Source organism: Flavobacterium sp. S87F.05.LMB.W.Kidney.N (genome assembly GCF_004366435.1).
Lineage (GTDB): Bacteria > Bacteroidota > Bacteroidia > Flavobacteriales > Flavobacteriaceae > Flavobacterium.
Map to the genome: position 1 here is coordinate 1,012,064 of NZ_SODX01000001.1, position 14,276 is coordinate 1,026,339.

General features: G+C 33.1%; 16 protein-coding genes. 8 read left to right on the plus strand and 8 right to left on the minus strand.

Translation table 11 applies throughout. The features are described from left to right. Positions 1-135: 135 nt before the first annotated feature. The gene (locus EDB96_RS04420) at positions 136-519 is read left to right on the plus strand and encodes a hypothetical protein (protein WP_057117330.1); all 384 of its coding nucleotides are present in this window, start codon (positions 136-138) and stop codon (positions 517-519) included. 122 nt (positions 520-641) lie between these two features. Here EDB96_RS04420 and EDB96_RS04425 read toward each other — a convergent pair whose 3' ends face one another. Both EDB96_RS04425 and EDB96_RS04430 read right to left on the minus strand, forming a co-directional pair. Beyond that, on the minus strand, positions 642-857 hold the full coding sequence (locus tag EDB96_RS04425) for a hypothetical protein (protein WP_057117327.1): 216 nt from the start codon (positions 855-857) through the stop codon (positions 642-644). A 350-nt stretch (positions 858-1,207) separates the two neighbouring features. Beyond that, positions 1,208-2,437, minus strand: a complete 1,230-nt coding sequence (locus tag EDB96_RS04430; protein WP_134139395.1) for a 3-deoxy-D-manno-octulosonic acid transferase — start codon at positions 2,435-2,437, stop codon at positions 1,208-1,210. 132 nt (positions 2,438-2,569) lie between these two features. Here EDB96_RS04430 and EDB96_RS04435 point away from each other — a divergent pair, with 132 nt between their 5' ends. The 5 genes from EDB96_RS04435 to EDB96_RS21135 all read left to right on the plus strand — a co-directional run bounded on the left by EDB96_RS04435 (position 2,570) and on the right by EDB96_RS21135 (position 5,720). Continuing rightward, positions 2,570-3,703 carry a DegT/DnrJ/EryC1/StrS family aminotransferase gene (locus EDB96_RS04435; protein WP_134139397.1) on the plus strand — a complete coding sequence of 378 codons (1,134 nt, stop codon included), beginning with the start codon at positions 2,570-2,572 and terminating at the stop codon, positions 3,701-3,703. A gap of 3 nt (positions 3,704-3,706) precedes the next feature. Next, the gene (locus tag EDB96_RS04440) at positions 3,707-4,147 is read left to right on the plus strand and encodes a nuclear transport factor 2 family protein (protein WP_134139398.1); all 441 of its coding nucleotides are present in this window, start codon (positions 3,707-3,709) and stop codon (positions 4,145-4,147) included. 13 nt (positions 4,148-4,160) lie between these two features. Next, positions 4,161-5,174 carry a UDP-glucose 4-epimerase GalE gene (gene galE / locus EDB96_RS04445; RefSeq protein WP_134139399.1) on the plus strand — a complete coding sequence of 338 codons (1,014 nt, stop codon included), beginning with the start codon at positions 4,161-4,163 and terminating at the stop codon, positions 5,172-5,174. Between the two features lie 196 nt (positions 5,175-5,370). Next, on the plus strand, positions 5,371-5,565 hold the full coding sequence (locus tag EDB96_RS04450; RefSeq protein WP_134139401.1) for a hypothetical protein: 195 nt from the start codon (positions 5,371-5,373) through the stop codon (positions 5,563-5,565). Then, positions 5,550-5,720: a hypothetical protein gene (locus EDB96_RS21135; RefSeq protein WP_208326181.1), complete on the plus strand. Its 171-nt coding sequence runs from the start codon at positions 5,550-5,552 to the stop codon at positions 5,718-5,720. The genes EDB96_RS04450 and EDB96_RS21135 overlap by 16 nt, the downstream gene beginning before the upstream one ends. Before the next feature lie 247 nt (positions 5,721-5,967). Here the strand turns inward: EDB96_RS21135 and fabD are convergent, their stop codons facing one another. Further along, positions 5,968-6,843, minus strand: a complete 876-nt coding sequence (fabD, locus tag EDB96_RS04455; RefSeq protein ID WP_057117303.1) for an ACP S-malonyltransferase — start codon at positions 6,841-6,843, stop codon at positions 5,968-5,970. A 73-nt stretch (positions 6,844-6,916) separates the two neighbouring features. Then, positions 6,917-7,279, minus strand: a complete 363-nt coding sequence (locus EDB96_RS04460) for a DUF983 domain-containing protein (RefSeq protein WP_057117300.1) — start codon at positions 7,277-7,279, stop codon at positions 6,917-6,919. A 163-nt stretch (positions 7,280-7,442) separates the two neighbouring features. Between EDB96_RS04460 and EDB96_RS04465 the strand changes: the two genes are divergently transcribed. Continuing rightward, complete coding sequence (locus EDB96_RS04465; protein ID WP_134139402.1) at positions 7,443-8,306, plus strand: helix-turn-helix domain-containing protein; 864 nt, start codon at positions 7,443-7,445, stop codon at positions 8,304-8,306. Positions 8,307-8,549: 243 nt separating this feature from the next. Here the strand turns inward: EDB96_RS04465 and EDB96_RS04470 are convergent, their stop codons facing one another. The 4 genes from EDB96_RS04470 to EDB96_RS04485 all read right to left on the minus strand — a co-directional run bounded on the left by EDB96_RS04470 (position 8,550) and on the right by EDB96_RS04485 (position 12,434). Beyond that, complete coding sequence (locus tag EDB96_RS04470) at positions 8,550-9,083, minus strand: YceI family protein (protein ID WP_057117295.1); 534 nt, start codon at positions 9,081-9,083, stop codon at positions 8,550-8,552. A gap of 280 nt (positions 9,084-9,363) precedes the next feature. Beyond that, the gene (locus EDB96_RS04475) at positions 9,364-10,080 is read right to left on the minus strand and encodes a pirin family protein (RefSeq protein WP_134139404.1); all 717 of its coding nucleotides are present in this window, start codon (positions 10,078-10,080) and stop codon (positions 9,364-9,366) included. Between the two features lie 506 nt (positions 10,081-10,586). After that, on the minus strand, positions 10,587-10,946 hold the full coding sequence (locus EDB96_RS04480) for a hypothetical protein (protein WP_057117290.1): 360 nt from the start codon (positions 10,944-10,946) through the stop codon (positions 10,587-10,589). 6 nt (positions 10,947-10,952) lie between these two features. Then, positions 10,953-12,434 carry a helix-turn-helix domain-containing protein gene (locus tag EDB96_RS04485; RefSeq protein WP_134139665.1) on the minus strand — a complete coding sequence of 494 codons (1,482 nt, stop codon included), beginning with the start codon at positions 12,432-12,434 and terminating at the stop codon, positions 10,953-10,955. Positions 12,435-12,552: 118 nt separating this feature from the next. Between EDB96_RS04485 and aceB the strand changes: the two genes are divergently transcribed. Beyond that, entirely contained in the window at positions 12,553-14,154 is a 1,602-nt protein-coding gene (gene aceB, locus EDB96_RS04490) for a malate synthase A (protein WP_134139405.1), read from the plus strand. Positions 14,155-14,276: the final 122 nt, after the last annotated feature.

Below are 14,276 nucleotides of genomic sequence, written 5' to 3' on the forward strand. Positions count from 1 at the left end.
AAGAATCTAAGAATCTAAGAATCTAAGAATCTAAGAATCTAAGAATCTAAGAATCTAAGAATCTAAGAATCTAAGAATCTAAGAATCTAAGAATCTAAGAATCTGAAATCTCCAATCTAAAATCTAAAATTATAAATGGGTGCTTTTGTAATCAGTAGGCGTTTTAACGATGAATATAAATTTACATTTACTTCGCGAAAAGGGAAGGTTATTTTTACAAGTCTGAGTTATGAATTGAGGTTTGAGTGTGAGGAAGATATTGAGAAATTTAAAGCGAATATTGAACTTGCAAAGTTTTTGAAATTTAAAGGCTCTGGCGGGAAGTATTTTTTTAAATTGATGCTTGGTGATGCTCAATTTGCGACAAGCCGTAAATACAGTACAGAATTGCTTTTGCAGAAAGGAATTAAGGAAATTGTAACTTATGCTTCCAGATCGGAAATTTTGGATTTCTCTTCAAATGAATTGATCTTTGATGATGAGGAGACTGAGGAAGAATTGGAAGAAGTAATAGAATAAAAAAAAAGCGTTCACAATAGTGAGCGCTTTTTTTTTATGAAGCTAATCAATTCTGTGAAAATTGATCATAAAAAAAACCATCTGAAAAGATGGTTTTAAAATCGTTAGAAACTAGGTTCTAATTATTTTTTTACTTCTTCTACTTTAGCAGCAGCTGAATCAACTTTAGCAGCAGCAGAATCAACAGTTGCAGCAGCTGAATCAACAACAGCAGCAGCTGAATCAACAGTAACAGCAGTAGAATCTACAGCAGCTTCTGAAGCAGCAGCGTCAGCTTTTTTACAAGATACAACAGTTAAAACAGCAACAACAGCTAAACTTAAAAATACTTTTTTCATCTTACTTTATTATAAAAGGTTAATTATTAATTCGTGGCAAAGATATAAATTTTTTAATATGTAAAATATTTTTTCACTTTTTTTTTAAAATATTTTCCTTACTCACGATTATCTTAGTTATCAAATAATATGCCAAATTAACAAAAATAAATTATATTATTGTATGTTTTGTCTAATTTATTTTTTGTTGAAAATTCTATCGCTCTTTTGGCTCTTTTAATTCCGTTTGTTATGGTTTATTTTGTTTTTTAAGGATTATTCTGTTTGGTTAATTAAACTTAAAATATGTTTTTATGGGTTTAATTATCATAAAAAAGATATAATCGCGACCAATTTTGGAATAAAAACAATTACGAAATGGTTTTTATGATAGTTTCTGTGGCTCCTTTATTATCTTGAATAAATGATTTGCAAATGCTGCTCTTTTTTGTAAATAATTCATTATCAGATAGTAATTGGTCGAAAGTCTTTTTTAATTCAACTGTATTAGAAATTACCATGCATCCTTGCAATTCCACAAGCGAAACGGCTTCTGCAAAATTAGAATAGTTAGGGCCTATAACAATTGGAATTCCAAAAGCAGCAGGTTCTAAAATATTATGAATTCCAGGATTACCAAATCCGCCGCCCACATAAGCAATTGTACCGTAGCTGTATATTTTAGTTAAAAGCCCAATGGTGTCGATTATAAACACATCGTATTTTGATAAATCCTTATTTTCTTTTTCAGAAAATAAAATCGTTGATTTTGTAATTTGTGCTTTAAGCTCAGCGATTTGATCTGCTTTTATATTGTGAGGAGCAATGATGAATTTTACATTTTCTGGTGCTTGATTGATATATTCGGCAATTAAAACTTCATCTTTTGGCCAAGAACTTCCAAAAACAATTACTGGCTGATTATTTTTGAAATTTTCAATATAACCAAGTTTGTTATCTCTTTCTAAAATTGCAGCAACACGGTCAAAACGAGTATCGCCGGAAACAATAACATTAGTAAATCCGATTGATTCTATTTTTTGTTTGGAACTTTCATTCTGAACAAAAAAGAAAGTAAAAGCTTTTAATGCTTTTCTATAAAATCCGCCATACCATTTAAAGAACATTTGATTGTCTCTGAAAATTCCAGAAATCAAATAAGTTGGAGTTTTGCTTTTTTCTAATTCTTTTAAATAGTTGAGCCAAAACTCATATTTAATAAAGAACGCCAATTCGGGATGAACTAATTTTAAAAACTTTTTAGCGTTGCTTTTTGTGTCCAAAGGCAGATAGATAGTGACATCGGCAACGGTATTGTTTTTGCGTACTTCATATCCTGAAGGTGAAAAAAAAGTAACAATAATTTTGTGTGAAGGATATTTTTCTTTGATTTTCTCTATTACAGGAAGTCCCTGTTCGTATTCGCCTAATGAAGCTGAATGAAACCAGATGGTCTTGTCATCTGCTTTGATTTTTTCTTCTAAAATAGAAAACACATTTTTCCGGCCTTCAACAAAAAGTTTAATTTTCGGACTAAAAAGTGCAATTATTTTAAGAAAAAACGCTGCTAAAGAAACGGCTAAATTATATAAAAAAAGCATGTAGTAATTTTTGCAGCTAAATTACATTTCTTTCGTTTATTTTCATTGGTTTGAAGGTATTAATAACTATTTTTGTTCCTTCTTTCTGGCATTCTGGTTTAATAGAAAGGCTTTTTAAATAAAATATCGAAAATGAAAAAAATACAAATGGTTGACTTAAAAAGTCAATACGAAAAAATAAAATCTACTGTAGACGCTTCAATTCAAGAGGTTTTAGATACAAATACTTATATTAACGGACCTTTGGTTCATCAGTTTCAAAAAAATCTTGAAGACTATTTAGGAGCTAAACATGTAATTCCATGTGCAAATGGAACAGATGCTCTTCAGATTGCGATGATGGGATTAGATTTGAAACCAGGCGATGAAGTTATTACTGCCGATTTTACTTTTGCCGCAACTGTTGAGGTTATTGCTTTGCTGCAATTAACTCCGGTTTTAGTTGATGTTGATTTGCATAATATGAACATCGATATCGAAGCAGTTAAAAAAGCGATTACTCCAAAAACTAAAGCAATTGTTCCAGTACATTTATTTGGACGCGCTGCCAACATGGATGCTATCATGGAAATTGCAGCCGAACATAATTTATATGTAATTGAAGATAATGCGCAGGCTATTGGTGCTGATTATGTTTCTAAATCTGGAACAAAATCAAAAGTGGGAACAATTGGTCATGTTGCTGCGACTTCATTCTTTCCTTCTAAAAACTTAGGTTGTTATGGAGATGGTGGAGCAATTTTTACCAACGATGATAAATTAGCGCACATCATCCGAGGAATTGTAAATCACGGAATGTACGAACGTTACCATCACGATGTTGTGGGTGTAAATTCACGTTTAGATAGTATTCAGGCCGGAGTTTTAAATGCAAAACTACCTTTGTTAGACGAGTACAATAAAGCACGTCGTTTAGCGGCTTCAAAATATAATGCAGCTTTCGCTGGAAATGCACATATCATTACGCCAGATTTTGCTGCAAACGAAAATGATCACGTTTTTCATCAATATGTATTAAGAATTTTAGATGCAGATAGAAATGCTCTAATGCAGCATTTATTAGATAAAGGAATTCCATGTGCAATTTATTATCCAATTCCATTGCATTCGCAAAAAGCATATGTAGATCCTCGTTATAAAGAAGAGCAATTTCCAGTTACAAACCAATTAGTGCAGGAAGTAATTGCTTTGCCAATGCATACAGAACTTGATGACGAGCAGATTAAATTTATAACCGATTCTGTTTTAGAATTTCTGAATAAATAAATTATGAAGAAATTAAGCCTTTTAATTTTGATGATTCTTGTTCAGTATTCGGTTTTTGCTCAAAAAACAAATGCTAAAGAAGAAAATGCTGTTAGTACTCAAGTTGAAATTTTGCGTCAGGCAATGATTGATGCTGATGGTGCAAAATTGAAAGCATTAACTTCGGACAAGTTAAATTATGTCCACTCAAATGGTAATTTTCAAAATCAAGCTGAATTTATTGACGGAATAGTTAGCGGGAAATCTAATTTTGTATCTATCGATTTTCAGAATCAGACTATAACTATTCAAGGTGATGTTGCTATAGTTCGACATGTCCTGGCAGCTCATACCAAAGATGATGGCATTGATAGAGATATTAAAATAGGAATAATGCTTGTTTGGCAAAAGCAAAAAAATAAATGGATCCTTATTGCAAGGCAGGCTTACAAATTAACTACATAAAAACAACCACAAAATGAAAGTATTAGTAACAGGAGGATTAGGGTTTATTGGTTCTCACACGGTAGTCGAATTGCAAAATGAAGGCTTCGAAGTTGTGATAATTGATAATCTTTCGAATTCTTCAGAAGATGTTTTAAAAGGAATTACCGCGATAACAGGAAAAACGCCTTTATTCGAAAAAATTGATTTAAGAGAAAAAAGTGCCGTTCGGGATTTCTTTAAAAAACATAACGATGTTACTGGGGTTATTCATTTTGCTGCTTCAAAAGCAGTTGGTGAAAGTGTTGAACAGCCTTTGTTGTATTATGAAAACAACATTAGCAGTTTAGTATATCTTTTACAAGAATTACAGCAAAAACCAGAGGCGAGTTTTATATTCAGCTCATCTTGTACGGTTTATGGTCAAGCCGAAAAAATGCCAATTACAGAAGATGCTCCTGTGCAGACAGCAATGTCTCCTTATGGAAACACGAAACAAATTGGAGAAGAGATTATTACAGATACTGCGAAAGTAACTAATATAAGCGCCATATTATTGCGTTATTTTAACCCAGTTGGAGCACATTCTTCAACTGAAATTGGGGAATTGCCATTAGGAGTTCCTCAAAACCTGGTTCCTTTTATTACACAGACAGGAGTAGGATTGCGTCAGGAATTATCGGTTTTTGGAAATGATTATCCAACTCCAGATGGAACAGCTGTTCGTGATTACATTCACGTTGTAGACTTGGCAAAAGCACACGTTATTGCGTTAAAGCGTTTGTTCGACAAAAAGAATTTGGCGAAAGTTGAAACGTTTAATTTAGGAACAGGAAAAGGAAGTTCAGTTCTAGAAGTAATTCACAGCTTCGAAAAAGTAAGCGATAAAAAATTGCCATACGTAATTAAACCGCGCCGCGAAGGTGATATCACTGAAGCTTACGCAAACACAGATAAAGCAAACAATGTTTTAGGCTGGAAAGCAGAATTAAGCTTAGACGAAGCAATGGCTAGCGCTTGGAAATGGGAGCAGAAAGTTCGTTCGTAGTTTTCGGTCTCAGTCTCAGTTTTCAGTTTCTGACGATATAATAAAAACCCAAATTTTACAAATATATTCTGTAGAGACGCACTGCAGTGCGTCTAACAATAAGTGAAAAATCCCAAATAATCAATTTAGATTATTTGGGATTTTTATTTTGTTCCGATTTATTTTGTAAATTTGTAAGATTAAAAATGTAGGAATTATGGACTCGGAAGAAGAAAATAAAAAAAACAATAAGGTTGAAGAACCCAGAGTTGAATACGAAGTTCAGAAGCCTAAGTTTAAAGGAATAGATCGAGAGACTTTTGATTTTGATGCCGAGTTTGCAAAAGGATTTACACCGGAAGAGGCAAAAGCGGAATCAATTAGAAGAATCAGAGAATGGTGGGGAAAATAGAAGTTATTTATACTTCAAGTGTCATTCATTATCTTGATGATTTAGTTGTCACTCTGTATAAAAAAGAATATTTTGGTTTTATTCAATCTGCTGAAGAGTATGTTTCACATATTTATGATGCGATTCCTGAACGAATAAAAAAAAACTTCACATAAGAAAACTCCAAAATCACTTCAGTATTTAGGTTTAAATTATATTTTTTATAAACCCAATGCCAGAACAACTTGGTACGTGTTTTTTGAAAAAAGAGATCAAAGTTATTTAATAACAGCAATTATAAATATAATAGTTTAGAAGTTAGTGAGCTATAGAAAAAACAAAATCCTCATAAATATTTATGAGGATTTTTTATAAGTATAGTTTCAAACTGAAAACTGAAAACCGAGACTGAATACTTAAAAATTAAGCATTCGCAGTAACAGCTTCTTTATCAATTTTGTTAATCAAACCAGCTAATACTTTTCCTGGGCCAACTTCAGTAAACAAAGTAGCGCCGTCAGCAATCATTTGCTGAACCGATTGAGTCCATTTTACAGGAGCAGTCAATTGTATAATTAAGTTCTTTTTAATTTCATTTGCATCCGAAACAGCATTTGCAGTTACGTTTTGGTAAACCGGACAAATTGGAGTAGAGAAAGTAGTCGCTTCAATTGCAGCGGCTAATTCTTCTCTTGCCGGTTCCATCATTGGCGAGTGAAAAGCTCCTCCAACAGGTAGGATTAAAGCACGTTTTGCTCCCGCAGCTTTCATTGCTTCACAAGCTTTTTCAACCGCTGCAGTTTCACCAGAAATTACCAATTGCCCTGGGCAGTTATAATTTGCGGCAACCACAACTCCGTCGATAGAAGCGCAAACTTCTTCCACAATATTATCAGCTAAGCCTAAAACAGCGGCCATAGTAGATGGTGTAATTTCGCAGGCTTTTTGCATTGCAAGAGCACGTTGAGAAACTAATTTTAAACCATCTTCAAAAGATAAAGTTCCGTTGGCAACCAAAGCTGAAAATTCTCCTAAAGAATGTCCTGCAACCATTTCTGGTTTAAAATCTTCGCCTAAAGTTTTAGCTAAAATAACAGAGTGTAAAAATACCGCTGGCTGTGTAACTTTAGTTTCTTTTAGTTGTTCGGCAGTGCCTTCAAACATGATATCAGTAATTCTAAAACCTAAAATTTCGTTAGCTTTTTCGAATAATTCTTTGGCTAAAGCCGAGTTTTCATATAAGTCTTTGCCCATTCCTGTAAACTGTGCGCCCTGACCTGGAAATACGTATGCTTTCATTTGTCTAATTTAATTTTTACTTTTTTTTAAAATTGAAAATTAGTTTCAATTGGAAGGCAAAAATAGTATTTTTTTAGCTCGTATAATCCTTAAACATATAAATCCATGCTAATCTTGAAAATCGCAGGTTGAAAGAAGTAAGCAAAGTAATAACAATTGCAATAATCGGAATGATTCTTAAATCGAAATTTGTTTCAAAGAAAAACTGTGCAACACAATAGGTTGCAATACCCTGAGCGACTGTTAATCCGTAGTTTACATACATAGCGCCAAAGAAATAGCCAGGTTCTTTTTGGAATTTATAATGGCAATGACTGCAGTATTCATTCATTTTTGGAAGTCCAAAAGTCAAAAATATATTTTTGTCTGTAAACACTTTTCCTTTATGACAAACAGGACATTCGTTACTTAAAATATGAGTTAATGCATTTGACATGATCTTGTTGTTTTTTATTTATACAAAGGTAATATAGAGCAGGATAAAAGTCTTTTTTATATCTTCGCTACTTATAGCACAATAAAGACATTTTGTTTAAGTTTTCAAATTCCAAATTCCAAATTCCAAAATCTGCAATCTACAATCTAAAATTTAATATCGCATGAAGAAATATCCAATTTATAGTGTTCAGAATTTTAGCTGCAATGATGTTCACCGAGATTTTTATGTGAATACTTTTAAAGAGCATTTAAAAAGTCACAGTTTTGTCGAAGAACCGCACCGTCACGATTCCTATTTAATGGTGTTTTTTACGAAAGGTTCAGGATTGCACGAGATCGATTTTGATCAATTTGAAATCAAAAGAGGAAGTCTTTTTGTGCTGCAGCCAGGACAAATGCATCATTGGAGTTTATCTGGAGATATTGAAGGTTTTGTGATTATCTTTTCGCAGGAATTGTACAATTTATACTTCAGACAGAAAAATATAAACGAATATAATTTTTATCATTCTATTCATAATCGACCAGAAATGGTTTTTGAAGAAAATGAAATTCCGAAAATCCAGCCTTATTTTGATCTGCTGATACAGGAAAATAATGAGAATTTAAAGTATCAGCTTGACAAAATGTTGAATTTGTTGGATTCGATTCATATCGAAATTGCTCGCAAATACGGTGAAACCTATTCGCACCAGACTCATTCTTACAATATCAAAATCAATAAATTTGAATCGCTTTTAGAGAAATATTTTAAAACGGAAAAACTGCCATCTTTTTATGCAGAAAAACTAAATATCACCCTGAAACATTTGAACAGAATCTGTAATGAAATCCTCCAAAAAACCGCCACAGAAGTGATTACAGACCGCGTAATTTTGGAAATAAAAAGAATGTTGATCGATAAACAATTAGCTGTAAACGAAGTTGCCTTTAAAGTAGGTTATGAAGATTATTCGTATTTCTCCAGATTTTTTAAAAAACAAACTGGAATGTCCCCAACAGAATTTAGAAATACAGTGCGCTGATTTTTTTTCGCCACGAATTGCACAAATTTCCACGGATTTGTTCTCTCTAAAGGTGAAATATTTTTGCCACAGATTAAAAAGATTTTCACAGATTTATAATCCTAATAATCCTTTTAATCTGTGGCAAAAAAAAATAATTCTTGGAAATTAGTAAAATTCGTGGCAAACCTAAAAAAAAAGCCTGCACTCCCGAGAAAAGGTGCAGGCTTCTTAACCAACCAAATTAAAACCTATTATAAAGTATTAAGCTTGTTTTACAAATTGTAATTCAATGTTTAAACGAACTTCTTCGCCTACTAAAACACCACCAGTTTCAAGAGCTGAGTTCCAGTTTAAACCCCAATCTTTACGATTAATTTTTCCCTCTATGCTTAAACCTACTTTTGTATTTCCCCAAGGATCAGTCAAGATTCCGCTGTATTCTACAGGAAAAGTTACGCTTTTAGAAACACCTTTAATGTTTAAATCTCCAGTAATTTCATAGCTTCCTTCATTGATTTTTTTGAAAGATGTTGCCTTGAAAGTTAATTTTGGATGATTTTCAGCATCAAAGAAATCGCCGCTTCTTAAATGTCCGTCTCTGTCTGCATTTGCAGTATCGACAGAAGCGATATCAGCAGAAAATTCAATTGCTGCATTTTCGAAGTTGTCTCCTTCTGTAGTAATTGTAGCGTCGTATGTTCCAAATTTTCCTGAAACATTTGTAAACATCATGTGTTTAACTTTAAAACCAATTTCTGAGTGAGTCGGGTCAATTGACCATTTTGTAGTTGCCATAATTTTTATTTTTAAATAATTAATTTCATTTTGATAGGACAAAGTTACGGTGAGAGTATTCTTTGAGCACTTAACCTAGATTAAGAAATAAAAAATGAGGTAATTTCTTTTACGAAAATCTAGGTTGAGATATAAGTTTTTCTCACAGATAAAATCTGCAAAATCTGCGGGAGACTTTTTTCTTTATTTATTGAAATTACAAAAAAAAGAAACGATAATAATCTGATTTATAGATTTATTATCGTTTCCAAGTACAGGTATTAATTGTTTTTTGTTTGAATTAATAGTTCATCGGAATATCCATCAATAAAAATTCAGCATCTGTATTGGCTTGAATTTTTAAAATGTCAGTTCCTGAAATTCCAACTGCATCACGAGTGTTTAATTCCTGACCGTTGATGGTAACGTTTCCTTTTAAAACAAAAGCATAAACGCCATTTCCTTCTTTTTTGATTGTGTATTCAGTAGATACACCTGAGTCAAAATTACCCATATTGAACCAAGCGTCTTGGTGAATCCAAACTCCTTCATCATCTGCATTTGGAGATAAAATCTGAGAAAGTTTATTATGTCTGTCCGCAACATCTAAAGTAATTTGCTGATAACGAGGTGAAACGTTTCTTTTATTCGGAAACAACCAGATTTGCAACAATTTAGTCTGTTGATCTGCATTTGGATTAAACTCACTGTGCTGCACTCCGGTTCCGGCACTCATCACCTGAATATCACCGTTTTTGATGATTTCGGTATTTCCCATACTGTCTTTGTGAGCCAAATCTCCTTCTAGCGGAATCGTAATGATTTCCATATTATCGTGAGGATGTGTTCCAAAACCCATTCCACCCGCAATCGTGTCATCATTCAAAACACGAAGTGCTCCAAACTGAATTCTATCTGGATTGTACCAGCTTGCAAAACTAAAACTGTGATAAGCGTTAAGCCATCCGTGATTTGCGTTTCCTCTTGTTTCTGCTTTATGTAATACTATATTTTCCATGACCTATGTGTTTTGTTATTTTATAGTACAAAGATACCGCCAAGGTCAAGGAAAAGCACTTAATCTAGATTAAGAAAGGTTTTTTAAAGGTTCTGAGGTTCTAAAATACTATCCCGAAGCTTTGGGGATAAGGTTTTTCTGGAGCAGAAATTTGGTTTTCAAAAGACCTGACGTCCCGCTATCCGTTCCAATCTTTTGTGGTGAACCCCACCACAAAAGGATTTCCACTTCTATCGGGGCTAAATTAGAAGTTTAATTTTCAGAAGTTGAATAAATGTAAAGGGATAGCGTTCCGAAGGAACAAAAACATATTGTAGGGATGGATTTTAATCCATTCTTCGTAAGTAGCTCGACAAAGATTGAAGATTATAGAATCGGAGTTTATAGTGTGATCTCTCCTTCGTCGAGATGACAAGGTTGTGAGAAGATATTTTTAGGTAATTGTATTCAAAGTGAAATAAACTTTGCGACTTCGCGTCTTTGCGAGATTTTAAAAAAAACTCCTATTACTTAATTTTAATCAATTTCCCTTTTCCAACCACCTCATCAAGATAATTAGCAGCAGAACTTTTCTTATCATGCATGAAAAATTCAATAGTATCTTTTTTGATTTGATCTTTTGGGATACTTATAATTAAATCAGTATTGATGAAATTGTCTAATAATATTGTATTGCCATAAGAAATTTTCCCCTTTGGCATAAACTTGTTATCAAAGACAAAAACACTATCCTTAAAAGTAATTTTATCCTTTTGAATATAGACATTGTTGTTTTCAATTAAATAATTATAACGTCCGGTAAGTTTGTCTGTCTTCTGATTGAAGCTAATAAGAAACAGCGTTATTGTTAAAGCAAAATATTTCATAACGTTCTAACTATATTGATTAATAAACTGCTGTACAACAAAATCTGTGTTGTCATGGCGTTTTTTCATTTCCAGGGCAATTGGCGGTGCAGCTCTTTCCAAACAGTTTTTTACATCGCAGGTTTCACAAGTAACACCAACTATTCGTTTAATAAGAGGTTTTCCTTCAATGAATTTAAACTTCTTTTTCATTGTTGGATTAATTAAAATTCCAACCGAAATACTTCTAATATTATTTTCTACAAAAGGGTCTTTTGTTGCCGATGAAAAGACTAAATATTCATTCCCGCTATGTACATAACTCGAGATTTGAGCATCAAAAAAATGCGGTTTATTTTGTCTGATGGCTTCATTTATGGTTTTTACCGAAACCCATCTTCTACAATAATGCTCATTGGTTTCGTTGGCGTGCGGTTCTTGCTGATTTGTAATGTGTAATTCTTTTTTAATTTGATAAACATCGGATCCAATTGGATGTGACATTCTTAAAAAGAATAAATTTTTCAACTGAAAATCTTTCGGTAATAAATTCGTTAAGCGCTGATAAAATGATTCTGGCGAAACTTCGAAACTTTCAATTAAAGAAACAAATTCTTCTGGATTTGGCTTTTCATTATTTAGGAAATTATTGATTTTGTCTACAACCAATTTTCTCGGCAATAACAAAGCGCCCGCGAAATACGAAGCATAAAAATTATTCAAAACCTGATCGAAATTTTCAAATTTAATCCAGCTGAATGTCAATAATCGATCTGAAATTTTTAAATAATTATAAGCAATTTCTTTAGCTAAAATAAAAGCTTTCTGCGGAGCGTCAAGTTCTGTTGAAAGTAGTAAAGTTCTGCTTTTCGGAACATAAATCGAACGCAAATCGCCCAAAGCTTCCTGATCGGTAAAAGCAATTTCTTTTATATTATATTCGTATTCTTCTTTTAAAATCGCTTCTAATTCTTCAATAGTAATTTTTGAATCGAGATTGATCTGAAACGACTTAGAAAACGCAATTACTCTCTCTTCTAAATCTTCAAAATAATTACTATGCGCTTCCTGATACGATCGTAAAGCGGCTAAAAAGAAACTTTCACGGCTTAAATTATAATGCTGTGCAATTTCTATAATGGTACTAATAAACGCATTGACTTTGGCTGGAGCATTAGCAATAATATCTATTAAATCCGCTTCCTGAATTCCGAAAAGATCTAGCGGAATCTCTTTTAAAATTCCAGATTTTAAAATTTCACCGATTGGGGCGAGGTTGTTATCGAGTTTTAAAGATACCATTTGGTCGTAAGTCACATCCAAATGTTTGCATAAAAGTAAAATTTTATCTGCTTTAGGATATTTTTTTCCCTTTTCAATTTCGTTTAAATACGATTTTGAAAGATTTGTCAATTTGGCTAAGCCAAAAAGAGAAAGATTTTTTTGTGTTCTGACTTGCTTGAGTTTAAGCCCAAATATCAGCTTTATATAGTCTTTTTCGATATCCATAATATCAAATGTAACTGATTTACAAATAATCGCCAAAAAAATATTTTTAAATTTTAGCGAACGTTCGCTATTTTTATAAAAAACTTTTTGTAACATTGTAGTATAAAATCTATTAGCTATGAAAAACCAATTAGAAATTACCGAAAAGGCGATGGAGTTTTTAGCCAAAAAGAAACTTCGTTATCCAAAGATCTGGACAGAAGAAGCGATTGCTTTTATAACTAAACTGCATAGAAAATTCGAATCACAGCGAAAACTATTGCTTTTGCAGCGCGAGCAAAAACAAGTCACTTTTGATCAGGGAATTATGCCGGTTTTTATTCCGGAAACGAAAAGTATCAGAGAAGGCAATTGGACAGCAGGTGAAATTCCGAAAGATTTGTTGGATCGAAGAGTAGAAATCACCGGACCCGTTGATCGTAAAATGATTATCAACGCTTTGAACTCGGGAGCAAAAACTTTTATGGCCGATTTTGAAGACAGCACTTCGCCAACCTGGCAAAATTTGATGGAAGGTCAGCTGAATTTAATCGATGCGGTAAATAAAACAATTACACATACCGATTTGGTGAAACAGAAGTCCTATCATTTAAATGAAAAAACGGCAACGTTAATTGTGCGTCCAAGAGGTTTGCATCTGCCGGAAAAACATCTTTTAATTGAAGAAAAAGAAGTTTCGGGTTCGTTGGTAGATTTTGGATTGTATGTTTTTCATAATCATAAACGACTTTTAGAAAATCATTCTGGACCTTATTTCTACATTCCGAAATTAGAGCACTATCTGGAAGCACGCTGGTGGAACAATGTAATTGATTTTACCGAGGATTATTTGAAGCTGAAAAGAGGAACGATAAAAGTGACGGTTTTAATTGAAACCATTACAGCAAGTTTTCAGCTCGATGAAATTATTTACGAATTAAAAGAACATATCGTTGGCTTAAACTGTGGGCGCTGGGACTATATTTTTTCTTATATCAAAAAGTTTAGAAAAAATCCAAAGTTCATTGTTCCAGACCGCGATCAGGTAAATATGACTTCGCCTTTTATGAATGCGTATTCCAATTTGGTGATTCAAAGATGTCATAAAAGAGGCATTCATGCAATCGGCGGAATGGCAGCGCAGATTCCGATTCGAAATAATGAAGAAGCTAACGCTCTCGCTTTCGCGAAAGTGAAAACCGATAAAGAACGCGAAGTTCGAAATGGTCACGACGGAACATGGGTAGCACATCCGGATTTGGTTTCTCTGGCAAAAGAAATTTTTGATAAAGGAATGCCAACTCCCAACCAGATTCATATTAAAAGAGAACATCGAAAAATCACAGAAGCAGATTTGATTGAACCACCAATCGGAATAATCACTGAAAACGGCGTTCGCAAAAACATCAACGTAGGAGTTTTGTATCTGGCTTCATGGCTGAACGGTCAAGGCGCGGCAGCTTTGCATAATTTGATGGAAGATGCCGCAACCGCAGAAATTTCGAGATCGCAATTATGGCAATGGCTTCAGAATAAAGTGGTTTTGGATAATGGACGAAAATTAGATTTGGCTTATTATCACGAATTGGCTTTAGATGAATTCAGAAAAATCAAAGAGGAATTAGGAGAAGAAAATCACGAAAAACAACAATTTCCATTGGCTGAAAAAGTACTGGAAAGATTAGTTGTAAATGCTGATTTCGTTGATTTCTTGACTATTCCATGCTACAAATATTTATAAAGAATTAAAAATTGAGAATTAAAAATTAAAAATGTTTCGCGCAGATTTAGCAGATAACACAGATTTTTAATTTTTAATTCAAAATTTTTAATTGAATAAAATGCTTTACTAACCACTTTAAC